Genomic DNA, 25,252 nt, shown 5'->3' on the forward strand with positions numbered 1-25,252 from the left:
CTGATCCACCCCGAAGGGCTTCACCGTTCGACTTGCATGTGTTAAGCACGCCGCCAGCGTTCGTCCTGAGCCAGGATCAAACTCTCCGTGAATGTTTACTCGGCCCCACATTGAAGAGGGCCGGTCGACACCCGCGTTGAGCGGCACGGCAACCACCGGAATAGGGTGATCCCGCGCACTGCGTCCTCGCTAGTGTTTTACTTCAAAAGGAATCTCCAACCCCAGAAGATTCTGAGGCCGGGGATGTCAACATATCTGGCGTTGACTTTTGGCACGCTGTTGAGTTCTCAAGGAACGGACACTTCCTTCGGACCGCCTTCCAGCGGGCCCTCCGGGCGCTTCGTTCTTTCGTGTTCCCAGCTTACCAGATGTTTTCCGCTCCGTTTCCGGTGCTTCGTTCATCCAACTCGCTGGTGTCTTCTGCGGCTTGACGCCCCGTCCGACGTTTCAAACTCTAGCCGATCCCTGCTCCGAAAAGCGAATCGACCGCAATCCAATAAAACGAACAAGCCGAATAGGAACCAAGCCGCGACAAGACGCGACCCAGCCCGAACCGGGAAGTGGTGTTTCGAAAGGATTGGCTACGGCGGGACCGTCCGCGCAAATGCGTGTCCGGTGCTCCCTGCCAGGCAGCTCGAAGAACACTAGACCTCGGGCAAGGCCGAGTCAAGCGCCGGTTCCGCCTCGGTGGCGCTCTCTTCGGCCACCTCTTCCTCCGCCTTCTCCTCCGCCTCCTCCGCCGGCAGGTGGAAGGCCAGGACGGCGACGTCGTCGTCGTGCTCGGAGGTCACGCCCATCGCCCGCAGGAGGCGGGCGCAGATCACCTCCGGGGCCCCGACCGCGCCGGTGAGGGTGCGGGCGAGGAGGTCGAGGCCCTCGTCGATGTCCTCGTCGCGGCGTTCGACCAGGCCGTCCGTATAGAGGACGCCGGTGGTCCCGGGCAGCAGGCGCAGGGTGTGCGAGACGTGGAGGCCGTCGCCGGTACCGAGCGGCGGGCCGTTCTGCTCCTCGCTGCGCAGGACCGTCCCGTCGGGGCAGCGCAGCAGCATGGGGAGGTGCCCGGCGGAGGCGTAGGAGAGGGTGCGGCGCTGCGGGTCCCAGACGGCGTACGTGCAGGTGGCGATCTGGTTGGCGTCGATCTCCATGGCGAGGCCGTCGAGCAGGCGCATCACCTCGTGCGGGGGCAGGTCGAGCCGGGCGTAGGCGCGGACGGCGGTGCGCAGCTGGCCCATGACGGCGGCGGCGCGCAGGCCTCGCCCCATCACGTCGCCGATGACCAGGGCGGTTCGGCCGCCGTCGATGGCGATGACGTCGTACCAGTCGCCGCCGACGGCGGCCTCGGCGCCGCCGGGCTGGTAGGTGGCGGCGACCCTCAGGTCGGCCGGCTGGTCGAGCTTCTGCGGGAGGAGGCTGCGCTGGAGGGTGACGGCGGCCTCGCGCTGGCGGCGTTCGGCTTCGCGGAGCCGGGCGGCGGCGAGGACCTGGTCGGTGACCTCGGCGGCGAAGATCAGGACGCCGGCGGGCGGTCCCTCGGTGGGGGTGTCCCCGGTGTCCCCGGTGTCCCCGGGGCCGAGCGGGACGCAGGAGACGTTGTAGTAGCGGTTGCCGGTGAGGCCGAGGATGCAGCGGGCCTTGACGCTGCGCGGGCGGCCGCCGCGGATGACCTGGTCCATCAGGGCCAGGACGCCCATGGTGCCGAGTTCGGGGAGGGCTTCTCCGGCGGGCAGGCCGGTGGTGCGGTCTCCGAAGAGTTCGCGGTAGGCGCGGTTCGCGTAGCCGAGCTGGTGGAGCGGGCCGTAGGTGACGGCCACCGGGGCGGGGATCCGGTTGAGGACCTCGCGCAGGTTCTGGGGTTTGTGCAGGTCGAGGAGTTCGGCGGCGGTGGCCAGGTTGGTGGGGTCGCGGGGGCCGGGGACGACGACGCCGTCGGCGGAGGGCGCGCCCTCGTCGGTGCCGGCCCCGGTCGGCGGGGCGGCACGCCAAGGGACTCCGGTGAGCCGGGCGCTCCAGCGCATGAGGTTCAAACGACGGCCGCTTCCTCGATTTCCAGGCATATCATCACTTTTTGTGTGCGCATCAGCACACGGGGTAATGACTAGGTTGGGCTGATCCTGTCAGGCAAGGGCCCGATTCCGGAAGTCGCCCGCCCGGCGTGGCCGCCCGTTCCGCCCCGGCGCGGGGCACCGGGGCGCTCACCGCGGGGCGTCCGGACCGCCGTCGGGCCGCGGCCCGGACCCGGCCTCGAACTCCGGACGCGGATGCTCCGCCGCCCCCAGCGAGACCACCTCGCGGGAGAACAGCCCGCCCAGCACCCAGTCCATCAGCACCCGCACCCGGCGCTCCGCGCTCGGCAGGCGCCGCAGGTGCCGGGCCCGGTGCAGCCACCAGGCCCGCCGCCCGGTGATCCGGCGGCCGCGCCGGGTGTGGGCGACGGCCCGGCGCAGGCCCAGCGAGGTCGAGCAGGCGGCGTGGCCCGGCCGGTACTCGGCGAGGCCCGGGGCGTGCGGTCCGGCGTCCAGGGCGACCGCGATGTTCCGGGCGAGCAGCTCGGCCTGGGCGAAGGCGTGCTGGGCGTTGGGCGCGCAGGGCGCCCCGTCCGCGTCGGGGTCCGGTACGGCGGCGCAGTCCCCGGCCGCCCAGACGCCGGGCAGCGCGCGTCCGTCCGGGCCGACGGCTTGCAGGGTGGCGAGGCAGCGGACCCGGCCGAGGGTGTCCAGCGGCAGGTCGGTGTCGCGCAGCAGCGGGGCCGGCCGCACCCCGGCCGTCCAGACCAGGGTGCGGGCACCGAAGCGGCTGCCGTCGGACAGGGCGACGACCCGGTCCGCGGCGGACGCCAGGGTGGTGCGCAACCGGATGTCGACGCCGCGTTCGCGGAGCTGGCCGAGGGTGTGCTCGGCCAGCTCCGGCGACTCCTCGGCCAGGATCCGGTCGGTGGCCTCGACCAGGACCCAGCGCAGGTCCTCGGGGCGGACGTTGTGGTAGCCGCGCACCGCGGTCCGGGCCATGTCCTCCAGTTCGGCGAGCGCGCCGACGCCCGCGTACCCGGCGCCGACGAAGACGAAGGTGAGCGCGGCCTGGCGCAGGGCCGGGTCGCGGGTGGCGGAGGCGAGGTCGAGCTGTTCCAGGACGTGGTTGCGCAGGCCCACGGCCTCGCCGACGGTGGAGAAGCCGCGGCCGTGTTCGGCCAGGCCGGGCACCGGCGCCGTCCGGGAGACCGAGCCGGGCGCCACCACCAGGACGTCGTAGGGGAGTTCGATCGGCGCGGCGGCCTCTCCGGGTCCCGCGGCGTCGGCGAAGGCGCGGCGGGCGGCGTGTTCGATCCGGGTGATCCGGGCGGTCAGCACCCGGCAGTCCGGCAGGGCCCGGCGGAGCGGGACGACCACGTGCCGGGGGTCGATCGAGCCAGCCGCGACCTCGGCCAGCAGCGGGTGGTAGGTGAAGTAGGCCTGGGGCTCGACGACGGTGATCTCGACCTCGCCGCGTCGCAGCCGTTCCCGCAGGCCGCGCTGGAGGTGCAGCGCGGTGGCCATCCCGGCGCAGCCTCCGCCGGCGATCAGGATTCTGATGGTGCACCTCCTGCCGATTGGCGCTTCCTCCCGGCCCCGCGGCCGGGGGTGTCCCCCCTCGCGCCCCCCTATGAAGGACCGGCAGGGGCGGTCTTGTCCACAGTCCGTACCGCGCCGGATGTGACGGGAGTCGACGGGTGGGGCCAGTTGTGCTGCCCGGGCGACTTTCTGACGGACTTTCGGCCGCGAACGGGCGTGAACTATGGTCGGATTGTGTGCCGGAGCGGTTACCGCCATGACAATCGGCGGCGACGCACCGTGGAGCGGCCACTACGGCCAGTTCCAGCGTTGGCTCGAGAACCCGACTGCGGGACAGTCATCCGGGGAAGGGTAGTTCCCGGACAAGGCCCCGGACGGTGCCGACGCGCCGAGCCGGACGCGAGCCGGCCCGGAGGCACGAACCGTGGTCACGAAACGGGACGGGCGGCAACGAGCGATGGGTCATCAGGTCATTTCTGACGGGCTGAGCTGCACCGGGGGGTGCAGGGGCGGGCGACGACAGGGTCCGGGTTCGGGCGCCTGCGGGGGAGAGTTGGGATGATGGAGCAGGAGCAGGTGTTGGGGCGAACGGGAACACCGCACGCCGGCCAGGGCATGGTGCCGGAACAACGCGGCCCGGTGGACCTGCCACCGGAGGTCGGGGCCGCCTATCCGGGCGTCCCCTACCGGGTGGAGCCACCACCGGCCACCGTGCACGTCCCCGGGGCCCGACTACGGGTGGACGCCCGGCGGAATCTGGAGAGCGTGCTGCGGGCCGCCCGCGAGGTGTTCGGCGAGTTCGGCTACGGCGCGCCGATGGAGGAGGTCGCACGCCGGGCCGGGGTCGGCGTCGGGACGGTCTACCGGCGCTTCCCGAGCAAGGAGGTGCTGGTCCAGCGGATCGCCGCCGAGGAGGTGGCCTGGCTGACCGCGCAGGCGCGGGAGTCGCTGTACGGCGGCGGCGGCGCCTGGGAGTCGCTGGCCGGTTACCTGGCCCGGGCGGTCAGCACCGGTGCCGGGCGGCTGCTGCCGCCGGAGGCGTTCCGGTACGCGGAGGAGCTGGGCCGGGTGCCCGAGCAGCGGGTGCCCGAGCCGGCCGCCGTCCGGTTCGACCTGCGCGGCGAGGACGCGCAGAACGGTGCGGCCGTCGAGCCGTCGGCGGCCGACGCCGATCCCCGGCTGCTGCTGCAACTGCTGGCCGCCCTGGTCGCCCGGGTCGGCGCGGCCGGCGAACTGCGGCCGGGCGTCACGGTGTCGGACGTCGTGCTGGTGCTGACCGCCTCGGTGCCGGTGCACGCGGCCCGTACCGCGCCGACCACGGCCGGCTTCTCGGCCGGGGTGCAGCAGGCGGAGGGGCAGCAGGCGGAGGGGCAGCCGACCGCCGGCCCCTCGGACCGGCTGCTGGAGATCCTGCTGGACGGCCTGCGGGCACGCTGACGCGCCACCACGGGCGCGGCCCCCGCAGGTGGCGGGGACGGGAGTTGGACGGGAGACCGGCGCGCGGACCAGTCACGCGCGCCGGGTGCGGGCGGTACGCAACCACCCGCCCTGTGCTGGCCGAACACATCCGCGACGGCTCCTCGGAAGAGTGGGTCCCGGCCGGTCCGGCTACCGCCCATCTCTGCGCTATGCCATCCTTTGCCCGTGGTTGGAGCCAATGTCCCGATGCGCGCCCTTCGCGCGCCCTCGGCGCCGTACAGCGCGGAACCGTGCGCCCACGCGCTCCCGCGCGCCCTGCCACACTGCGGGGGCTGTCGTGGAATCTGGGGTCCGTTGTGAGCGCCGAGGAACAGAACGACTACGGGTACGGCCTCGACTTCGGCCCGTCCGGAGGCTTGACCGGGGGACTGGCCGACGGCTCGTCCGGCAGCACGTCCAGCACGTCCAGTACGTCCGAAGGCCCCGCCACGGCCTCCGGCGGCCCGGCCCAAGTACCCGGCGCCGCACCGGGTTCGGCCACCGGCCCGACCACCGGACACGTGCCCGACCAGGCGGGCATGCCCAGCCGCGAGTCCCTCTCCGCCTCCGCCGCCGCGCTGCCACCCGGACGGGTGCCCGGCCAGGCCCCGGCCGGCCGGGGCGGCGTCGCCCCCGAGGCGTTCGTCGGCGCCGGCCGCCCCGCCCGCCCCACCGTGCCCGCCCCCGCCGACCCGGTCGACGGCGAGCGCCCGGCCTCCGACGCCGAGTTGACCGCCCGGGTCCGGGCCGGCGACGACACCGCGTACGAGGAGATCTACCGCCGGCACGCCGACTCGGTGCGCCGCTACGCCCGCACCTGCTGCCGGGACAGCTTCACCGCGGAAGACCTCGCCGGCGAGGTCTTCGCCCGCACCCTGCAAGCCCTGAGGGCGGGCAAGGGCCCGGAGTTCGCCGTCCGCGCCTACCTGCTGACCGCCGTCCGGAACGTCGCCGCCGCCTGGACCCGCAGCGAGCGGCGCGAGCAACTCGTCGACGACTTCAGCGTGTTCGCCCAGACCTCGGCCGCCGTCGTCGACCTCGACCTGGCCGACCCCGGCGCCGATGCCTGGGCGATGGCCATGGCCGACCAGCGCATGGTCATGCAGGCCTACGCCGAACTGCCCGAGGACGACCGGGTGGTGCTCTGGCACACCGAGGTCGAGCGGGAGTCCCCGAAGACCGTCGCCGTGATGCTCGGCAAGACCGCCAACGCCACCGCCGTCCAGGCCCACCGGGCCCGCGACCGGCTCGCCGCCGCCTTCCTCCAGGCGCACGTCTCCGGCAGCCAGGACCGCACCTGCGAGGCGTACGCCAACCGGCTCGGCGCGTACGCGCGCGGATCGCTGCGCAAGCGGGCCTCGGCGGAGGTCGGACGGCACCTCCAGGGGTGCGACCGCTGCACGGCCGCCTGCCTCGAACTCACCGAGATCAACACCGGCCTGCGCGCGCTGCTGCCCGGCGGCGTGCTCGTCTGGATCGGGGTCGGCGGGTTCGGCGCCGCCGCGGCGGCCGTCGGCGGAGCCGCCGCGGTCGGCGGTGCGGCTGCGGGCACCGCGGCGGCCACCTCCGGAACCGCGGGAGCCGGTTCGGGTGCGGGTGCAGCGGGTGCGGGCGCCGGTGCGGCCTCCGGCGGAGGCGGGGCCGGAGCCGGCGCCGCGGCCGGCGAGGGCCTGGGCACCGCTGCCAAGGCCGGGATCGCCGCCGCCGTCGCGGTGGCCGCAGCCGCCGTCGCCGCGTACGCGCTCACCGGCTCGCCCGAACCCAAGCCCCCCACGGCCGCGCCTCCCGCCGCCGGCGCCCCCGCCACCCCCCGGCCGCAGGCCCCCGCACCCGGGCCGCCCGCGCCCGCCGACCCGGCGCCCAGCAGCACCGCGGCCGCCCCGGCACCGTCCGAGCCGAGCCCGAGCCCGAGCGCGACGCCGGTCACCCGGTCGACGCCCGCCCCGGCAGCCGCCCAGACCACGACGAAGGCCGCGTCGCCGGTCACGCCGAGCTCGACGACGCCCAAGCGGACCCCCACGCCGCCGCCGGCCCCGGACGTCCCCGCCGTGCCGACGCCCAGCGTGCCGCCGCTGCCCACGCCCGAGCCGCCGGTCATCCCCGTCGTGCCCACGCCCACCGTGCCGCCGCTGCCCACCCCGACGGTCACCCCGCCCTCGCCGCCCGCGCCCACCGACTTCTGGGCCGACTCACTGCCCGTGGTCAAGCCCGGCAACAACCGGGTGCCGCCGCCCGGCCCCAGCATCCGGCAGAAGGGCAGCGACTGGTTCTGGCAGCACGACAGCGCCTGGATCGGCGGCGAACGCCACGGGCACGCCATCACCGTGCACGCCCCGGCGACCACCCTGATCGACCTCAACCGCAGCTGCACGTCCTTCGACGCGGTCGCCGGAGTCGACGACGCCACGCTCTCGCCGGGCGGCGTGGTCTTCTCCGTCCAGGGCGGCGACGGCGGCACCCTGTGGCGCTCCCTCCCGCTCGCCGCGGGGGACGACGCGGTACCGGTGCACGTGCCGCTGGCCGGGCAGAAGTCGATCCGGCTGGTGGTCACCCCGGTGCACGGGATCTGGTCGGCGCTCAACGTGGCGGACTGGGCCGAGGCCCGCTTCAGGTGTTCCTGAAACGGGCCTCGGCGGGGGCTGCGTGGGGTGGGACCCACACGGGGTGGGGCTTGTACGGGGTGGGCCTGTGCGGGGTCAGATCGCGCAGGAGCCGTCCGCGCAGGCCTCCCCCGCCGGGGCGACCTGCACCGGCGCCGGGCGGGTCTCGCCGATCTCGGCGGCGACCTGCTCCAGCACCTTGCGGAAGGTCTCGGCGTCCTGGCCGCCCTGCACCGCCCACTTGCCCTCGAACACGAAGGTCGGCACGGCGGTGATGCCCAGCTCCCGGGCCTCGGCCAGCTGCGCGCTCACCTCGGTGGCGCCCTCGTCGCCCGCCAGGTAGGCGGTCACCCGCGCCCGGTCCAGGCCGGCTGCCACGGCGACGTCGGTCAGCGCGGCGCGGTCGCCGACGTCGACACCGTCGGTGAAGTGCGCCTTCAGCAGCTCCTCCTTCAGCCGCCCCTGGACGGCCGCGCCGTACTCGGTCTCGGCGAGGTGCAGCAGGCGGTGGCCCAGGAAGGTGTTGGCGTGCAGCGCGGCGTCGAAGTCGTACGTGATGCCCTCGGCGCGGCCCAGCTCGGCCACCCGTGCGTCCATCGCCACCGACTGCGGGCCGTAGCGCTCGGCCAGCCACGCGCGGTGCGGGCTCGCCGTCGCCGGCGCGTCCGGGACCAGCTGGTACGGCCGGTAGACCACCTCGACGCCCTCCTTGCCGGCGAAGCCCTCCAGGGCCTGCTCGAAACGGCGCTTACCGATGTAGCACCACGGGCAGGCGATGTCGGACCAGATCTCGACCTTCATGAGGGGACTCCAGGGGTGGGGCGGGGACGGGTATCGGGATAGGTGAACGATGAACCATCTCGGTACATTCCCGGCACCCCGGTCAGCTTCCCTGGTCAGCGACGCCCTGACCCGGGCTGGTCAGCACCCCGACCCCGCCCCGGATCAGCCTTCCGCGGGCGCCGGAACCACCAGCACCGGGCACGCCGCGTGGTGCACCGCCGCCGAACTCACCGAACCCAGTAGCAACCGCGCGAACCCCCCGTTCCCCCGCGTGCCGAGCACCAGCGTGTGCTGCCGGGTCGAGGCCTCCAGCAGCACCTCGATCACGTTCCCCAGCACCACGTGCAGCGACATCTCCCCCGCGTACGGCCGGGAACGCTGCCCCTGCACGGCCACCACCGCCCGGCGCAGCCCGTCCGCCATGCTCTCCACCAGCGTCTCGACGCTCTCCTGCACCAGCTCCGCCATCCCCGGCGGGTAGCCGGCCGGCGCCGGGTTCACCACGGCCAGCACGTACAGCGGTAGCCCGAACGACTCCGCCTCGGTCATCGCCCGGTCCAGCGCCCACAGCGACCCGTCCGACCCGTCGCAGGCCGCCAGTACCCCCGGCGGGCGCCCCGTCGGCGGCCGTCCCGACACCGACAGCACGACGGGAACGGACTGCTCCGGGCTCACGCTGGCCACCACGGCTCTCCTCACCGACGGACTCATTGCCCGCCATCATCACCTGCCCCGGCTCCCGGACCCCGCCGCCCGGCCGGGCGCGGCGCCCGGAGGGGGTCAGGAGGGCCGGACGGGGCCGAGGGCCGGGGGTTGGGCCAGGGGAAGGCCGGTCCAGCAGGCTCCGTGGCGGCGGGCGCGGACTCGGCGGAGCCAGAGTTCGGTGGAGACCAGGTCGGCGAGGCCCGCCAGGGCGGCCGGGGAGAGGGGGGTGGCGGGGTCGGCGAGGCCGGCGCGGACGGCGGGGAGGTCGATGAGGCCGGCTTCGGCGAGGAGGGGGGCGTCGAAGAGTTCGGCGAGGCCGTCGGCGGCGAGGCGCAGGCCGGCCCGGGCGGGGGCGGTGCGGTCGGGGCGGGGGCCGCGGCCCCAGTCGGGGGGCAGGTCGGTGCGGCCGGCGCCGGTGAGGACGGCGTGCAGGAGGGCGTGCCGGGCTCCGGGTTGGAGGCGGACGTCGTCGGGGAGCAGGCGGGCGGCGCGGACCACCTGGTTGTCGAGGAACGGCGCGTGCAGCCGCTGGCCGGGCTGTTCGGCGGCGTGGACGAGGGTGCGGTAGGAGCGCGCGTGCCGGTAGAGGGCGTGCCGGGCACGGTGTGCGCCCGGGCGTTCGTCGGGCGCCGGTCTGCGCGCTGCCAGTCGCAGCCGGAGGGCGACGGAGGAGAGCGCCTCGTCGGAGAGCCAGCGGGCGGCCGGGCCGGGGACGCACCAGGCGAGGTCGCCGACCGAACGGTCGCCCGCCGTACGGCCGCCGCCCGGGAGGTGGCGGGCCGTCAACTTGGCGGCGGCGTCGTCCAGCGCCTCGGCGTACCGGACCCGGGAGAGCCGGTGGGCGGCCCGGACCACGGTGAGCGGGGTGCGCAGCGCGCCGGCCAGGACGCCGACGACGGCCCGGTCGGCACCGGCCAGCGCGGCGACCGGGGGCAGCAGTTCGCGCGGGCGGCCGGCCCGGATGAGGTCGGCGAGCCGGGCCGGGTGGCCGTCGAGGACCTGGCGGGCACCGTAGCCGGTGAGGTGGTCGGTGCCGCCGGCGTCGAAGCGGGCCTCGGCACGGGCGGCGGCGACGAGTTCGGGCCCGGGCTCGTCGGTGAGCCGGCCGGGCGGTGCGTCGGCGTGCAGTCCGGCGTACGGGAGGGTGTCGGGGCCGGGGTGGAGCACGGTGTGCCGCAGCCGGGGGGTGTCGGGGGCGAGCGCGAGGGTGGTGGGGGGTTCGGTCTCGCCGAGCGTGACGGCGGCCAACTGTTCCGGGGTGGAGGGTTCTTGGGCGGCGACGCGGGCCCAGGAGCCCTTGACCGCGCCGTTCCTGGCCCCGGCGCCGACGGCCGGCAGGCGCTCCGGGCCCGTGCTCGCGGGCACCGGCGGCAGCGGCACGGCGGCGGCGAGCAGGGCGACGGTGGCGGAGGCGGTGCCGTAGGAGAGGTCGACGCCGAGCCGGGCGCGGCCGGCCGGGCCCCGCGCGGTGGCGGGCGCGGTGGTGCGGACCCGGGAGCGGACGGACTCCAGCAGCGCGCGGGTGAGTTCGCGGACGGCGGGCGCCTCGTCGCGCGGCTGCTCCCGGACGGCGGGGTCGTCGTAGGCGGAGAGGTAGGGGTGGCCACTGCGGATGGCGAGCACGTGGCCGGGCGGCACCCGCTGGACGCCCAGGTACGGGGTTCCGGCGCCGAGGGCCTCGGGCGATTCGGGGCAGGCGAGCCGGGCGGCGAGGTGTCCGGTGTCCAGCGGGGCGCCGACTAGGTCGGCGAGCGGGAGTGCGGCGGTGGCGTACGCGGTGCCGCCGGCCCAGGGGGTGTGGAAGACCGGCTGGGCGCCGGCCAGGTCGGTGAGCAGCAGGGTGGAGCGGGTGCCGGTGCGCAGGACGGCGGTGTAGCTGCCGGGCCAGGCGGTGAGGTGGCGGACGGCGCCGCCGCGGGCGGCGGCGAGGCCGGCTGCGAGTTCCGCGTCGGTGGCGCCGCAGTGGCCGAGGACGGCGAGGCGCAGGGTGGCGGGGGTGTCCTCGACGGGGTCGGGGGCGGTGGGGCCGGTGGTGACCGTGGCGGGGGCGCCGGGGCGGAGGGTGGCGAGGCGGATCTCCTCGGGGCGCCAGTCCCCGACGGCCCAGAGCGGGTTGGGTCCGGTCCACAGGGGGCGCGCGGCGATCGGTGCGACCGTACCGAGTGCCTCGTGCGCTGGTGCGCCCGCCCGGGGCGTGCCCGTGCTCCAGCCCGTCAGCCACCGCATCGCGCCTCCACCGGACGAGGACCTGCACCCGTACGGCGCTTCCGCCGCCGGGCGGCTCCTCGCCGGTCCGCGGTGTGCCGTGGCGGCCGCCCCGGGTACCGGCGCGCCGTCAGGAGACATCGTGCCACCGGTTGGCGCTCCCGTGGCCCGTGTTGCCGGTTCCGGTTCCGCCGGTGGTCCCGGTGCGGGGCGGTTCCGGCCCCGGCGGCGATCCCGTTGCGGGCAACGGGTGTTGACGTGTTCGCGTGGTCCGCGGGGCGGGCCGGGCCTTCCCCTCCCCGGCCCGGACCGCCCCCCGTGCCGCCTTTGGCATGGGCATCGCGAGATGGCCGAAAGGCGTCGCCCAGCCCGGGAGGGCATCCGCATGCCCTCCCGGACTCAGCCGCCGCCCGCGGGGATTGAGGCGGCGGCATCCCCCGGCCCGCCGGGTCCTCGACGGCGGGCCGACCCACGACCACCAGCGAATCGCCGACCAGCCGGTCGAGCCAGGGGGCACGGCCGGGCGCACGTGAACACAGGACCGGAGCACGACGCTCCGGCGCGCGGCACCCCCGGCCCGATCCGAGTGGTCCGGACCAACCCCGGCGAGGAGCCGGCGCCGCACCGCCGGGTGCACGATCCCGCCATCCGGAATGCGGCCTCTTAACCGTCGGAACGCGTCCGACTACTCTAGGTACAGCAGCTACGGCCCGGTGCCGCCCGGGCCCCGAGCACAAGGCCGCAGGAGGTGCCGCCGCCACCATGACCGTCAGCCCACGAGGACCGAACGAACGGCTCGGCACGCTCCTGACCCTCGCCCAGATCAGCAACGCCGGACTGGCCCGCCGGGTCAACGACCTGGGCGCCCAGCGCGGGCTGACCCTGCGGTACGACAAGACCTCGGTGGCCCGCTGGGTCAGCAAGGGCATGGTCCCGCAGGGTCCCGTCCCGCACCTGATCGCCACCGCGATCGGCGGCAAGCTCGGCCGCCCGGTGCCGCTGGAGGAGATCGGCCTCGGCGACACCGACCCGGCCCCCGAACTCGGCCTGGCCTTCCCCCGCGACGTCGCCGAGGCGGTCCGCTCCGCCACCGACCTGTGGCGGGTCGACCTCGACCTGCGCCGCGGCCCCGGCGGCGGCCGCTGGAGCGACAGCCTGGCCGGCACCTTCTCGGTCGCCGCCTACGCGACGCCGGTGTCCCGCTGGCTGATCACCCCGGCGGACGGTTCGGTCGCCCGGGAGGCGCCGCGCGCGCCCAGTGAGGCGTCCTCCTACCGGGTCGGCCACTCGGACGCCGCCAAGCTCCGCGAGGCCGCCCAGGAGGCCCGCCGCTGGGACTCCAAGTACGGCGGCGGGGACTGGCGTTCGTCGATGGTGCCGGAGTGCCTGCGGGTGGAGGCGGCCCCGCTGCTGCTGGCCTCGTACAGCGACACCGTCGGCCGGGCGCTGTTCGGCGCGACCGCCGAACTGACCAGGCTGGCCGGGTGGATGGCCTTCGACACCGGGCAGCACGAGGCCGCCCAGCGCTACTACATCCAGGCCCTGCGGCTCGCCCGGGCCGCCGCCGACGTGCCGCTCGGCGGCTACGTGCTCGCCTCGATGAGCCTCCAGGCCGGCTACCGGGGCTTCGCCGAGGAGGCGGTGGACCTCGCCCAGGCCGCCCTGGAGCGCAACCGGGGCCTGGCCACCGCCCGGACGATGAGCTTCTTCCACCTGGTGGAGGCCCGGGCCCAGGCCAAGGCCCGCAACGCGGCGGCGTGCGCGACGGCGCTCGGCGCGGCGGAGAGCGCACTCGAACGGGCCCGCGCCGGGGATCCCGATCCGGCGTGGATCGACTTCTACGCCTACGACCGGCTCGCCGCCGACGCCGCCGAGTGCTTCCGCGACCTCGGAGTGCCCTCCAAGGTCCGCCAGTTCACCCGCGAGGCACTGGCCAAGCCCACCGAGGGCTTCGTCCGCTCGCACGGACTGCGACTGGTGGTCTCGGCGATGGCCGAGGCCGAGGCCGGCAACCTGGACGCCGCGGTCGCCGCCGGCGAGCGCGCCGTCGAGGTGGCCGGCCGGATCTCCTCCCAGCGCAGCCGGGAGTACGTGGTGGAGATGCTGCGCCGCCTGGAGCCCTTCCAGGGCGAGCGCCGTGTCCGGGAGCTGACCGAACGGGCCCGCGCGGTCCTGGTCGCCCCGGCGTGACCGGGGGCGTGCCCGGCGGCAGTTGAGGTGCACCGGCGAGAGGGGCCCGGGCACTCAGGTACGGCACCGCCACCTGGGCCCGGGCCCCCTCGACCGGTCCCGCCCGGCGTGGCAGCATCGGCGGCGGGGGAGCCGGGCGGACTGCGAGGAGCGGGCGGTGGCGTACGACTTCGACGTGCTGGTGGTGGGCGGCGGGATCGTCGGCCTCGCCACCGCGTACGCGCTGACCCGGGCCCGGCCGGGGCTGCGGCTCGCGGTGCTGGAGAAGGAGCCCGGCTTCGCCGCCCACCAGACCGGACGCAACAGCGGGGTGATCCACAGCGGCGTCTACTACCGGCCGGGCTCGTACAAGGCCCGGTACGCGGTGGCGGGCGCCGCCGAGCTGGTGGCGTTCTGCCGCGAGCAGGGCGTCCCGCACGAGGTCACCGGCAAGCTGATCGTGGCCACCGGCACGGAGGAGCTGCCCCGGCTGGCGGCGCTGGCCGAGCGCGGGCGGGCGAACGGCATCCCCGTCACCGAGGTGGACCGGGCCGGGATCGCCCGGTACGAGCCGCAGGTCACCGGGGTGGCGGGGCTGCACGTCGGCACGACCGGCGTCTGCGACTTCCCGGCCGTCGCCACCGCCTACGCCCGGCTGGCCCGGGAGGCGGGTGCGGAGCTCCGGCTCGGCTGCGAGCTGCGGGCGGTGGCCCGGCGGGCGGACGGCGTGACGGTACAGACCTCCACCGGGGAGCTGCGCTGCCAGGTGCTGGTGAACTGCGCCGGGCTGCACAGCGACCGGATCGCCCGGCTGACCGGGGACGAGCCCGGGGTGCGGATCGTGCCGTTCCGCGGCGAGTACTACGAACTGGCCGAGGGGCGACGGGACTTGGTGCGCGGCCTGGTCTACCCGGTGCCCGACCCGGCCTTCCCGTTCCTCGGCGTGCACCTCACCCGGGGCGTCCACGGGGACGTGCACGTCGGCCCGAACGCGGTGCCCGCGCTGGCCCGCGAGGGCTACGACTGGCGCACCGTGCGCCCGCGCGACCTGGCCGGGACACTGGCCTTCCCCGGCGCCTGGCGGATCGCCCGGCGGCACTGGCGCCAGGAGGTGGGCGAGTTGCACCGCTCGCTGTCGAAGCGGGCGTTCACCGCCGCCGTGCGGCGGCTGCTGCCCGCCGTCGCCCCCGAGGACCTGGTACCGGCTGGCGCCGGGGTCCGGGCCCAGGCCGTGGCCCGGGACGGCTCGCTGCTGGACGACTTCGCCTTCGCCGGTTTCGACCCGGCCGACCCGCGCTCCCCGCGCCGCGCGGTGCACGTGCTGAACGCCCCCTCCCCCGCCGCCACGGCCTCGCTGCCGATCGGCCGCGAGGTGGCCCGCCGGGCGCTGGCGGCACTGGAGGCCGGCGGATGAGCCCGGTCACAGCACCTTCGGGAGGGGCCCGGGGGCCCCGTAGACTCGGGGAACTGTGACTGCCACCGCCCCGATCCCCCAGCCCTCGCCGTCCGCCCGGTTGTCCGCCGCACCGGCCGGCTACCCCGCGCCGATGTACCCGCACAAGGCCACCGAGGCCCAGCACCGCGAGCGGCGCATCCGCAGCTTCCAGCCGCGCCGGGGCCGGATGACCAACGCCCAGGCGGGCGCCCTGGACCGGGGCTGGGAGGCGTACGGCATACCGATCGACGGCAGCCCGCTCGACCTGCGGGAGCTGTTCGGCGAGCTGCCGGTCACCCTGGAGATCGGCTTCGGCATGGGCGAGACCACGGCCGCCATGGCCGCCGCCGACCCGGCCATGGGCATCCTCGCCGCCGACGTCCACACCCCCGGCCACGGCAACCTGCTCGGCCTGCTGGAGCGCGACGGCTCGCGGAACGTGCGGCCGGCCGCCGGCGACGCCGTGATCCTGCTGCGCGACATGCTGGCGGACGCCTCGCTGGCCGGCCTGCGGGTCTACTTCGCCGACCCGTGGCCCAAGCCCAAGCACCACAAGCGCCGGCTGGTCCAGCCGTCCTTCCTGGAGCTCGTGCTGCCCCGGCTCGCCCCCGGCGCCCTGGTGCACTGCGCGACCGACTGGGAGCCGTACGCGGAGCAGATGCTGGCCGTGCTGTCCGCCTCGCCGGAGCTGGAGAACCTGCACCCCGAGGGTGACGGCAGCGGCTGGCTGGAGCCCGCGGACCACCCGGACGGCAGCATCCCCGGCTACGCGCCGAGGCCGGACTGGCGCCCGGTCACCAAGTTCGAACGGGCCGGGCTGGCCAAGGGACACGTCGTCCACGACCTGCTGTTCCGCCGCCGCTGAGCCGCCGCCGGCCGTTCGAACAGGCCACCGCGCGATGACCGGTGGGCCGTTCCCCGGACGGACGGTTCGTCCCGAGTCCTCCCGACGGGCGGGTGCGGTGGCCTACCCTGTGCCGCATGGGCAGCCCGGCCGGCGGCGGGTCCCGGGCCACCGTCCAGGCCGCCGCTGACGCACCGGAGACGGTCCCGCGCACCGGCGACACCCGGACCATCCCGGGGCCCCGGAGGCGCCGGGCCCACCGCCTCGCGCCCTGGGCCGGCGCCGCGTCACCGCCGCCGGCCGGAGCCGTCGCACCGCCCCGGCGCGGCCGCTCGGTGGCAATCTCCTCCGTCACCGCCACCGCCGTACTGACCCTGGCCGGCTGCGGGGTGCTGATCCTGCACCTGGTCCAGCGGCAGACCGGCACCGTCGGGCTGCTGGTCGGCGTCGGCCTGGCGATGGTGCCGCTGCCGTTCGTGCTCGGCGCCCTGGCCTGGCTCAACCTGACCGCCCGGGTACCGCTGCGGCACACCGTGTTCTGCCTCGCCTGGGGCGCCTGCGCGGCCACCACCGTCGCCATCGTGGCCAACAACTGGACCGCCAGCTACCTGACCTCGCACCAGGGCCCGCTCGGCGAACTGCTGGGCGCCGGCATCGCCACCCCGCTGATCGAGGAGACCGCCAAGGCCACCGCCCTGCTGGTGCTGCTGCTGCCGCTCGGCCAGCGGCTGCGCTGCCACGGCCGCCGCACCGGCCGCCCCTGCGCGCCGCTGCTGCACCGGCTGCCGGCCCCCCGGCTCCCCCGGACGTACGCCCGCCGCCCGGCCGGTCCGCACGCCCGGGGCCGGCTGCGGCTGCGCCCGTACCTGCGCCCGCTGCCGTACCTGCGCCCGGCCCCGCCCTCCGGCGGCGGCCCGCACCGCCGCTCCCGGCCCCGCACCCTGGCGGCCGGGGTGGTGCTCGGCGGGATGACCGCCTGCGGCTTCGCCTTCACCGAGAACGCCCTCTACCTGGGCCGGGCGTTCACCACCGACCAGCGGCAGCGGCTGGACAGCATCGGCCTCGGCGATCCGCCCAGCCTGCGCGACTTCGACGGCACCGTGCAGACCTTCGTGCTGCGCGCCCTGCTCTCCCCCTTCGCGCACCCGCTGTTCACCGCGCTCACCGGGATCGGCCTGGCCGTCGCCCTGACCACCGGGCGGCGCTGGCTGGCCCGGCTGGCCGCGCCGACCGGGCTGCTGCTGGCGATGGCGCTGCACGGCACCTGGAACGCCGCCGCCGACCTCGGCACGGACGGCTTCCTGGCGGTGTACGGGGCACTGATGGTGCCCTGCTTCGCCGCGTTGGTCTGCTTCGCGGCCTGGGCCAGGTCCCGGGCGTCCCGGCACGCCGCCCGGCGCGGCAGGCGCTCTGCCGGGGTGGTCTGAAGAACCGATTTCCCATCTCGGCGACTTCCCCGTATTGTTGTGTTCACCGACGCGGGGTGGAGCAGCTCGGTAGCTCGCTGGGCTCATAACCCAGAGGTCGCAGGTTCAAATCCTGTCCCCGCTACTCAGTAGCAACGAAGGGCCCGGAGGATTCGTCCTCCGGGCCCTTCGCGTTCCCCGGCACGGCGAAGGAACGTTCTGCCGCGAAGCCGCAACGGACCTGGGCCCCCGTCAGCGGAGACCGCCCGAACGACGCCGCCGGGCCGCCGATAAATCCGTTGCCCTCCGGCCGGTGGGCTGCCTATCGTGGCGGCACACTGAAGGGAGGTGATCCTGAATTGAGTTCCATCAGGATGCGTGAGGTGGCTGCTCGCTAGAGCCGCCCCTGCCTGCGCGGGGTGAGGCCTGAGGCCTCCGGCAGGCGAAATCCATAGCAGTCACCCGGCCCGCAGGCCCACCGGTACATCCCCGGTGCCTCGGCGCCAGGCCAGTGCACGGGCCGGCGCGGAGGAGCAGCCTGCGGGCTGTCTGCGTTCTCCACCGCTCTCCGGTGTCTTCCGCCGCTCTTCGCCGTCACCCGCGCCCCGTCCGGGGCGCCCCCGCGTCGTACCCGGGGCGCCCCCGGGTCGTTCCCGGGGTGGGGCCGCGGCGCTAGAGTCGGCGCGGGTTCCGGAGCGGAGCGGCGCAGGCACAGGGGGTAGGCGATGGCGAAGGCCCGGCGGCGGAGCGGCACGACGACCCTGCGGACGGCCCGGTGGGCCGCGACCGGGGTGCTGGCCGGGACGGGCCTGCTCGGGCTGCTGCTCTTCTCGCTCGGCCGGGAGCAGGCCTGGCAGGCGTTCGGCGGCGGGCTGGTGGTGGCCGGGGCCTCGACGGTGCTCGGCGGCGCGCTCGGCTTCCTGTTCGGGGTGCCCCGGGTACGCAGCGGCAGCGGCGAGCCGCAGGGCTCGTACGCCCCGAACACCAACCTGGAGCAGGTGTCCGACTGGCTGACCAAGGTGCTGCTGGGCGTCGGGCTGACCCAGCTCGGCTCGCTCGGCGAGCGGCTGCACCAGCTCGGCACCGCGCTGGCCCCCGCACTGGGCGGGGAGGACGCCGCGGTGCCGTTCGCGGCGGCACTGGTGCTGTACTTCGTGGTCTTCGGCTTCCTGGCCGGCTGGCTGGTGACCAGGCTCGCGCTGCCGCAGGTGCTGACCGACGCCGACCAGGCCCTGGACCTCTTCCTCGCCGGGCAGGACCGCGACCGGCGGGGCGACAAGGTGGGTGCCGACGACCTGCGGGTCCGGGCGATGCAGCAGCTCGGGCTGCTGGGGGGCAGCGCGGAGCAGTCGGCCGCGCTCGCCGCGCAGCTGCCGCCCGCCTCCTCGCCCTCGTCCGGGCCGGAGGGCGTGGTGGCCGAGGTCCGCTCGACGGCGCGGCGCTCGGCGCTGACCGCCGACCAGGTGCGGGCCCTGTACGCGGACGGCTCCGAGGGCCGCCGGATCCAGGCGCTCGCGCTGATGCAGGGCGACCCGTCGCTGGCCGACCTGCCGAGCCTGCTGGACGCGATCGAGCGTCCACGCTCCGGCTTCGAGCAGTACCACGCGCTGCTGGCCGCCCGGGGCCTGCTCTCCCGGCTGCCCGGCGCCGAGGCGCAGCGGCTGCGGGACGCGGTGGCCGGGCAGTTGGTGCTGCCGGAGGGGATCCCGTACGGGTCGGACCGCAGCTGGCTGGCGGAGAAGATACTGTCCCGGCTGGAGGCGACGGCCTTCGTCCCGACGCAGCCGGCCCGACCCGCCGAGCCTGACCACCCGGGACAGCCGGGACAGCCGGTCCCACCCGCTCAGCCCGCTCAGCCAGCTCAGCCCGTCCAGTCGGCTCCGTCGGCGGGCGACCCCAGCTAGCTGCCGAACTCCTTGACGGTGAAGCGCAGTTCGGGCTGCTCCCAGGGCGTCTTGACCTGCGGCGGGCGGGTGCCCGTGCGCTCGGCGCCCACCTGGAGGTAGAAGCCCTCGGCGGGCGGGTGGGACACCACCTTGACCGAGGCGATCCCGGCGGCCCGGGCGCGCTCCAGCATGTCCGCGATCAGCTTCCGCCCGATGCCGAGCCCCTGGGCCTCGTCGGCGACGAACATGAGGTCCAGTTCGGCCGGTTCGCGGATCAGGCCGTAGAAGCCGAGCAGCCGGTCGGTGGTCGGGTCCGAGGCCAGGAACACCTCGTGCCGGGCGATGTACTCGGGGGTGACCTGGTAGCCGTCGATCATCGCCGAGTAGTGGCCGCGGTAGGCGGTGGAGGCCTGTATCAGCTCGGTGAGCCGGTCGGCGTCGGCCGCCCCGGCACGCCTGACGGTCGTCTCGTTCATGCGGGCGAGTATAGGGGCGCTGACCAGGAGAGACCATTACTTTTCGGCAGCAGACCGGCGGCGGCGGTCGGCGGCCCGCAGGACCAGGACCCGGCGGGTGCGGCCGTCCGCGGCGCGGGGGAAGCGGCGGATCTCGCTGGCGACGCGGCGCTCGCCGAGCGCGTACCGCAGCGGGTCGAGGTGGGCGCAGCGGAGGCCGTGGCCGTCGTGCAGCGGCTGGACGCGGACCTCGCCGTCCGGGGAGGTCACCCGGACGAGTTCCACCAGGGCGTCCAACTGCCTTTCGGGGCCGAACAGTTCGGGGTAGGCGAAGAGCAGGTAGCCGCTCAGGGTGAGCGCGAAGGCGCCGTCCGCGAACGGCAGTCGGGGCAGCGCGGCGGCCACGTACTGCTGCGGGTGCGCGGCCGAGTCGGCGGCGAACAGGCGACGGGCGCGGTCCCAGCTGCGCAGGTAGCGGTCCGGTCGGCAGGAGCGCGGTGACGGGTACAGGTGCGGACGGGCGGCCATCGCGGTGGCCATCGACGCCCGGGCCGCCAGCGCGTGGGCCGCGACCTCGGGTGCGGGGAGCGCGTACGCCGGGTCGGCGGCGATCACCCGGCAGCCGAGCCGACGCGCCTCGGCGGCCAGGCCGGCCGCACCGCCCGGGCAGTCCAGCACCGGGCCCGGCAGCGCGGCGAGCTGGGCCCGGGTGAGGTCGAACAGGTCGCAGTACTCGTCCAGCGGGCGGGAGGTGACCAGGATGTCCCGGCCCAGGGCGCCCGGGTCGGCGGGGGTGTGTGCGGCGGCCACCCGGCCATCCCAACACGGGCCGGCCCCACCCGCATCCGGAGCACGTCCGGGTGTGGGCGGGGCCGGGGAGGCGGGCGGGGCAGGCGGGGAGGGCCGCGGGGTTCAGCGGCCGAGCAGGCCCTGGGCGGCGGCCCGGTTCACGTTGGTCAGGCCGCGGACCAGCTGGGCGGTGAGGATGATGAGCAGCACCCCGACCAGCGAGAGGCCGGCGATCTGCCAGGCCCCCTCGATGTAGTAGACGTGCTGGACGTTGTCGCTGTCGTAGAAGTCGAAGATCCGGTACCCGCGCCAGGAGGTGAAGGCCGGAAAGACCCAGTGGTAGAGCGGGTACAGCGCCATCGCCCAGCCGAGCAGCAGGAACACCAGCGACAGGACGAAGCTGAGGACCGCCCACGGGAACATCACCACCTGGTAGAACGCGGCCTTCCACCCGGCCGGGTCCGCCAGCCGCGCGGTGATCGCCCCCCAGGTGCCCGGGCGGGTCTGGCGCACCGGCGCCGGGGCGGGCACGTCCAGGGCCAGCATGCCGCGCACCCGGGCCCGCTCCATCCGGCCCATGCCGCGGGCGACGGTGGTCAGGAGGGCGAGGACGGGCAGGCCGAGGACGGTGACGAAGGTGCCGATCCCCATGCAGAACAGCACGATCGAGACGGAGAAGCCGATGACCGACAGCGGCAGGCCGGTGAGCGTGTAGCCGATCTCGCGGTAGTAGTGCCCGGAGAACGGCGCCCGCCAGACGGCCGGCGGCTCCTCGGTCCGGTGGGCCCGAGCGGGACGCGGGTCGTCGCCGTAACCACCGAGGACGTCCCACTCGCGGTCCTGCGTGCTTCGGCTGATGCTCATGTCCCGGCCCCGGTCCCTCGTTCTCGACTGCTGATGGCACCAGTCTGGTCGAACGGCGGGCCGGGGAGGATCCGGAGGCCTGGCGGATCGGGGGTGGGGTTAACCCCCCGGGCCTGACCCGGCAGGCCTGCCCCCAGGTCCGCGTGGACGTCCGCGTCGGACGTCCACGCCGGACGTCCACGCCGGGCCGTCAGCCGGTCGCGCCGCGCCACTCGTCGGCGAGCAGCGAGTACAGGTACGAGTCGGACCAGGCGCCACCCTTGTAGAGGTCGTGCCGGACCCGCCCCTCCAACTGGAACCCGAGCCGGAGGAGCACCTTGGCCGAGGCGCCGTTGTCCACGTCGACCCGGGCCGCCAGCCGGTGCACGCCGAGGGCCTCGAAGGAGAGCTCGCAGAGCAGGCCGGCGATCTCGCCCGCGTAGCCGCGGCCCCAGACGTCGCGGCCCAGCACGTAGCCGAGGTGGGCGGAGCGGTGCTTGCCGAGGGTGAGGGAGGCGTGGGCGATCGGCACGGCGTCCACCGGGTCCTCGGCGTCGTCGCGCCGGGTGACGGCCAGCCGGTAGGTGTCCCGTTCCGGCGCCATCGCCTCCTCCAGGTAGAGCTCGATCTGGTCGGCGCAGGTTTCACGGTCGCGCGGCTCGAAGGGGAGGTAGCGGGTGACCTCCGGGTCGCTGAACAGCCCGTACAGCGCGTCCACGTCGCCGGCGGTGTGGTGATACTCGCGGATGGCCAGCCGGGGGCCGGTGAGTCGTACGGGGACCATGGCAGCCGACCCTACCCCCGGCCAGCGGTTACCGTTCGAGCTATGAACGACGAAGACCTGCGGCTCGCCCCGCGCACCAGGGCCTCCGACCTGCTCGCCTGGGCGGCGGAAGAGGACCGCGCCCCGGTGGCCGAAGCGCCGCTGCGCGCGGTGCTGGCCCTGCTGGAGCTGGGCGAGGGCAGGATGCACGACGGCTGGCCCGAACTGACCTCGAACGCGGTGGAGCACCTGCTGTACGAGCGGCTCTACCTGTACGTCCAACCCGAACCGGAGGCGGACCCGCTGGCGTACGGCGCCGCCGTCCGGCTGCTGACCGACCACCAGCGGGCCGCCAAGCGGCTCAACGCCAAGCGCCAGGAGCGGCTGCACGCCGAGGCCGAGTGGCAGGGCGAGGTCGCGGCCGGGCTGCTGCGCCGCGCCGACCTGGTGACCTGGCCCCGGCTGTACGCGCTGCTGCTGCACGCGTACGGGGCGGACGTCGCGGATCCGGAGGCGGTGCGGGAGTGGCTGACCGGCTTCCGGGAGCTGGCGCAGGAGGAGCGGCTGGCCGTGTTCGCCGCACTGGCGCAGACCGGCTGGCTGGACGAGGTGGACGAGCAGGGCTGGAGCCCGACCCGGGTGATCTCGGTCGGCATGGCCACCGACGGCGCGCGCCGGCTGCTGGAGCAGGGCCTGATGCGGCGCAGCTACCGCAACCTGGCCGAGCTGACCGCGCTGGGCCAGCCGATGCCGGACGAACTGGCCGGGGACTTCGGAGCGTTCGAGGAGGCGGCGGTGGAAGCCGCGCTCGACCTGTACGGGGAGTGGACGGTGCCCGGGCTGCCACGACTGCTGGTGGAGGAGTTCCCGGACCTCGCGCCGGAGCCGGGGCAGGAGGAGATCGACGCGTACCTGGCCGGGCTGGCGCAGGAGGAGTTCGACGCCCGCCTGGAGGGGCTGGCGGGGCCGGCGCAGGAGGAGTTCGACGCGCACCCGGCGGAGCCGGCAGACCCGGCGCAGGAGTGACGCGGCGAAGCCCCGGCCGCGGTGCCTTCTGGTTCCGGCGGCCGGGGCTTCGCGGGTGCGTCAGGGGTTGAGGCCGCGCTGCTGGTTCCGGCGGCCGGGGCTTCGCGGGTGCGTCAGGGGTTGACGCCGCGCTGCTGGAACCAGGTCTCCGGGTCGACGGGGGCGCCGCCACCGGGGCGGACCTCCACGTGCAGGTGCGCGCCGGTGACGTTGCCGGTGGCGCCGACCTTGCCGATCTGCTGGCCGGAGCCGACCTTGCCGGAGCCCTTGATGATCGAGGAGAGGTGGCAGTACCAGATCTCGGTGCCGTCGGGCAGGGTCTCGACGATCCGGTAGCCGTACGAGCCGGACCAGCCGGCCGAGGTGATGGTGCCCTGGCCGACCGCGTAGACGGGGGTCCCGGTGTCGGCGGCGAAGTCCAGGCCGGTGTGCAGGTGGGCCCAGTAGCGGGCGCTCTGGCCGTAGTGGGCGGTGAGGTGGTAGTCGCGCACCGGCAGGGTGAGGGCGGCGGCCTTGGCCCGCTCGGCTTCCTCGGCGGCCCGCTTGGCCTCGGCCTCCTTGGCGGCGGCCTTGGCCTCCGCCTCCTTCGCGGCCTGGACGCGGGCGTCCTCCTCGGCGGCGGTGCGCTGGCTGTCGGCCTGCAGCTGGATGCGGGCGGCGAGCGCGAGGCCGGGGTCGGCGGAGAGGGCGACCGGGGTCTCGTCCGGGGTCTCGATGGCGGGGGCGGCGGCCGGGGTGGCGGAGGCGAAGCCGGTGGCGCCCAGGGTGGCGGCGACGGCGGTGACGCCGAGCAGCGGGGAGGCCCCACGGACCTGACGCGGCATCCGGTGCCGGTTGGTCTCGGCCTCCGGGCCCGCGTACTCGGGGCCGTCCGGGCCGGGGTGGTCGAGGAGCCGGGTACCTGCTGCGAGGCCGGCCGGGTGTGCCGGAGTGTGCGTCGACGCCACGGAGGCGCGCTCCTTTCCTTCCTTCGCGCCTACCGGGTTAGCTGACGGGTTCGGAGCAGGAAGGTCTCCTACGGCCGGGCCGGAGCCCCGCCGATTCACCCCAAGGAACGTGGTTCCCCGGCTCCCTGACCTGCCCGGAGGCCGGTCGGCGGGATTAGGCGACGGCGCACGGTGCCGTCTGGGTACGGCGTTGACGACCGCGCTGCGTTATCAAACGTTAATCCTAGGAGGCCCTGATTCCAAGCCGTTCGCCCGGGACGACCGGAGACGGGCGGGGCACTCCGGGGCACGACGGGCGTTTTGTTCCCCTTGGACACCCCTGCACCCCCTTGAGCACCGTTGACGCCACCTCACGTGATCGGACGTCAACGAACGACCCTTCATCCGCGCACCCCCCGCCGGCCTCCCCCGCTCCGCAGGGCGCGAGGGCTTGACGGCTAAGGCTATTAGCCTTAGCTTTATGGCTATCGGCGGCAGCACCGAAGCCCCGCACCGGCAACCCTCCGGAGGCCCACCATGAACGCCACCAGCGCCCCCACCACCCAGTACCTCGACGTCACCGGCGGCCGCCTCGCCTACGACGACACCCGACAGGGCGACGGCGCCCCCGTCGTGCTGCTCCCCGGAATGCTCGACACCCGCGCCGCCTACCGGCACCTCCGCCCGCTGCTGGCCGCCGCCGGCCGCCGGGTCATCACCATGGACCTGCGCGGCTTCGGGGAATCCTCGATCATCTGGGACGACTACTCCCCCGCCGCCATCGCCACCGACGTCCTCGCCCTGCTCGACCACCTCGGCATCGACCGCGCCGTCCTGGTCGGCAACTCCTACACCGGCGCGACGGTCGTCAAGGCCGCCGGCGACGCCCCCGAGCGGGTCGCCGGCATCGCCCTGATCGACGCCTTCATCGAGAACCCCCCGCCCGGCGCCCTCATGCGCGGCGCCCTCCGCGTCATGGGCTTCCTGACCGTCCACTCGCCCGCCTTCTGGGGCCTCTACCACCGCAAGCTGGCCTACCCGGGCGCCAGGCCCGCCGACTTCGACCCGTACGTGGCCGGACTCGTCGCCGCCATGCGCACCCCCGGCCGCAAGACCGCCACCCGCGGACACGTCAGCGGGGACTCCGCGCCCGTCGGCTGGACCGCGGCCGTGCGCTGCCCCTCGCTCGTCATCATGGGCAGCAAGGACCCCGACTTCCCCGAGCCGGAAGCCGTCGCCGACCGGCAGGCCATCGCGCTCAACGCGCGGAAGGTCATGATCGACGGATCCGGGCACTACCCGATGGCCGACAACCCGCAGGCCACCGCCGACGCCCTGCTGCCCTTCCTCGCCGAACTCGCCTGAGCCCCGCCCGCCCACGTCAGCCCCGCCACGCCACGCCACGTACGCCTTC

At 75.3% G+C, this 25,252-nt stretch carries 18 protein-coding genes, 1 tRNA gene, 1 rRNA gene, 1 pseudogene and 1 riboswitch; of the genes and pseudogenes, 10 read left to right on the plus strand and 11 right to left on the minus strand.

Annotated features, from left to right (window positions below; all coding sequences use genetic code 11):
* The 3 genes and pseudogenes from AB0O82_RS07935 to AB0O82_RS07945 all read right to left on the minus strand — a co-directional run.
* Window positions 1–92 (minus strand): 16S ribosomal RNA (locus tag AB0O82_RS07935); the annotation flags it as partial.
* A gap of 663 nt (window positions 93–755) precedes the next feature.
* Window positions 756–2,024: pseudogene (locus tag AB0O82_RS07940) on the minus strand (SpoIIE family protein phosphatase); the annotation flags it as partial.
* A 168-nt stretch (window positions 2,025–2,192) separates the two neighbouring features.
* A complete protein-coding gene (locus tag AB0O82_RS07945; protein ID WP_363581616.1) occupies window positions 2,193–3,584 on the minus strand; it encodes an FAD-dependent oxidoreductase in 1,392 nt (463 codons plus the stop codon).
* A 519-nt stretch (window positions 3,585–4,103) separates the two neighbouring features.
* Between AB0O82_RS07945 and AB0O82_RS07950 the strand changes: the two genes are divergently transcribed.
* Both AB0O82_RS07950 and AB0O82_RS07955 read left to right on the plus strand, forming a co-directional pair.
* A complete protein-coding gene (locus tag AB0O82_RS07950) occupies window positions 4,104–4,982 on the plus strand; it encodes a helix-turn-helix domain-containing protein (protein WP_363581313.1) in 879 nt (292 codons plus the stop codon).
* 338 nt (window positions 4,983–5,320) lie between these two features.
* Complete coding sequence (locus AB0O82_RS07955; RefSeq protein WP_363581315.1) at window positions 5,321–7,624, plus strand: sigma-70 family RNA polymerase sigma factor; 2,304 nt, start codon at window positions 5,321–5,323, stop codon at window positions 7,622–7,624.
* Between the two features lie 75 nt (window positions 7,625–7,699).
* On the opposite strand, the gene AB0O82_RS07960 is transcribed toward AB0O82_RS07955, so the two are convergent.
* The 3 genes from AB0O82_RS07960 to AB0O82_RS07970 form a co-directional block, all read right to left on the minus strand.
* Window positions 7,700–8,404 (minus strand): DsbA family oxidoreductase, encoded by a 705-nt coding sequence (locus AB0O82_RS07960; protein WP_363581317.1) that lies wholly within the window; start codon window positions 8,402–8,404, stop codon window positions 7,700–7,702.
* 144 nt (window positions 8,405–8,548) lie between these two features.
* A complete protein-coding gene (locus AB0O82_RS07965; protein ID WP_363581319.1) occupies window positions 8,549–9,070 on the minus strand; it encodes a universal stress protein in 522 nt (173 codons plus the stop codon).
* A 96-nt stretch (window positions 9,071–9,166) separates the two neighbouring features.
* On the minus strand, window positions 9,167–11,317 hold the full coding sequence (locus tag AB0O82_RS07970; protein ID WP_363581321.1) for an asparagine synthase-related protein: 2,151 nt from the start codon (window positions 11,315–11,317) through the stop codon (window positions 9,167–9,169).
* A gap of 741 nt (window positions 11,318–12,058) precedes the next feature.
* On the opposite strand from AB0O82_RS07970, the gene AB0O82_RS07975 reads away from it, so the two are divergent.
* From AB0O82_RS07975 to AB0O82_RS08000, 6 genes are all read left to right on the plus strand, one after another.
* On the plus strand, window positions 12,059–13,486 hold the full coding sequence (locus AB0O82_RS07975) for a hypothetical protein (RefSeq protein ID WP_063348294.1): 1,428 nt from the start codon (window positions 12,059–12,061) through the stop codon (window positions 13,484–13,486).
* Window positions 13,487–13,643: 157 nt separating this feature from the next.
* Window positions 13,644–14,879 carry an L-2-hydroxyglutarate oxidase gene (gene lhgO, locus AB0O82_RS07980; RefSeq protein ID WP_363581323.1) on the plus strand — a complete coding sequence of 412 codons (1,236 nt, stop codon included), beginning with the start codon at window positions 13,644–13,646 and terminating at the stop codon, window positions 14,877–14,879.
* A gap of 55 nt (window positions 14,880–14,934) precedes the next feature.
* A complete protein-coding gene (trmB, locus tag AB0O82_RS07985; protein WP_363581325.1) occupies window positions 14,935–15,765 on the plus strand; it encodes a tRNA (guanosine(46)-N7)-methyltransferase TrmB in 831 nt (276 codons plus the stop codon).
* Between the two features lie 116 nt (window positions 15,766–15,881).
* Window positions 15,882–17,171 carry a PrsW family intramembrane metalloprotease gene (locus AB0O82_RS07990; RefSeq protein WP_363581327.1) on the plus strand — a complete coding sequence of 430 codons (1,290 nt, stop codon included), beginning with the start codon at window positions 15,882–15,884 and terminating at the stop codon, window positions 17,169–17,171.
* A gap of 50 nt (window positions 17,172–17,221) precedes the next feature.
* Window positions 17,222–17,295 (plus strand) — tRNA-Met (locus AB0O82_RS07995).
* 580 nt (window positions 17,296–17,875) lie between these two features.
* A complete protein-coding gene (locus AB0O82_RS08000) occupies window positions 17,876–19,054 on the plus strand; it encodes a hypothetical protein (protein WP_363581329.1) in 1,179 nt (392 codons plus the stop codon).
* Here AB0O82_RS08000 and AB0O82_RS08005 read toward each other — a convergent pair.
* From AB0O82_RS08005 to AB0O82_RS08020, 4 genes are all read right to left on the minus strand, one after another.
* The gene (locus tag AB0O82_RS08005; protein ID WP_363581331.1) at window positions 19,051–19,512 is read right to left on the minus strand and encodes a GNAT family N-acetyltransferase; all 462 of its coding nucleotides are present in this window, start codon (window positions 19,510–19,512) and stop codon (window positions 19,051–19,053) included. The two genes, AB0O82_RS08000 and AB0O82_RS08005, sit on opposite strands and share 4 nt — an antisense overlap.
* Window positions 19,513–19,548: 36 nt before the next feature.
* Window positions 19,549–20,301: a hypothetical protein gene (locus AB0O82_RS08010; protein WP_363581333.1), complete on the minus strand. Its 753-nt coding sequence runs from the start codon at window positions 20,299–20,301 to the stop codon at window positions 19,549–19,551.
* Between the two features lie 102 nt (window positions 20,302–20,403).
* The gene (locus tag AB0O82_RS08015) at window positions 20,404–21,144 is read right to left on the minus strand and encodes a sensor domain-containing protein (protein WP_363581335.1); all 741 of its coding nucleotides are present in this window, start codon (window positions 21,142–21,144) and stop codon (window positions 20,404–20,406) included.
* Window positions 21,145–21,334: 190 nt separating this feature from the next.
* Window positions 21,335–21,907: a GNAT family protein gene (locus AB0O82_RS08020; protein ID WP_363581337.1), complete on the minus strand. Its 573-nt coding sequence runs from the start codon at window positions 21,905–21,907 to the stop codon at window positions 21,335–21,337.
* Between the two features lie 42 nt (window positions 21,908–21,949).
* Between AB0O82_RS08020 and AB0O82_RS08025 the strand changes: the two genes are divergently transcribed.
* A complete protein-coding gene (locus tag AB0O82_RS08025; protein ID WP_363581339.1) occupies window positions 21,950–22,912 on the plus strand; it encodes a hypothetical protein in 963 nt (320 codons plus the stop codon).
* A 113-nt stretch (window positions 22,913–23,025) separates the two neighbouring features.
* On the opposite strand, the gene AB0O82_RS08030 is transcribed toward AB0O82_RS08025, so the two are convergent.
* Window positions 23,026–23,859 carry a M23 family metallopeptidase gene (locus AB0O82_RS08030; RefSeq protein ID WP_363581341.1) on the minus strand — a complete coding sequence of 278 codons (834 nt, stop codon included), beginning with the start codon at window positions 23,857–23,859 and terminating at the stop codon, window positions 23,026–23,028.
* Between the two features lie 12 nt (window positions 23,860–23,871).
* Window positions 23,872–24,030, minus strand: a riboswitch (cyclic di-AMP (ydaO/yuaA leader).
* Between the two features lie 345 nt (window positions 24,031–24,375).
* Between AB0O82_RS08030 and AB0O82_RS08035 the strand changes: the two genes are divergently transcribed.
* On the plus strand, window positions 24,376–25,203 hold the full coding sequence (locus AB0O82_RS08035) for an alpha/beta hydrolase (RefSeq protein ID WP_363581343.1): 828 nt from the start codon (window positions 24,376–24,378) through the stop codon (window positions 25,201–25,203).
* Window positions 25,204–25,252: the final 49 nt, after the last annotated feature.

The sequence above is a fragment of the Kitasatospora sp. NPDC088264 genome, from assembly GCF_040685715.1.
Classification (GTDB): Bacteria; Actinomycetota; Actinomycetes; order Streptomycetales; family Streptomycetaceae; genus Kitasatospora.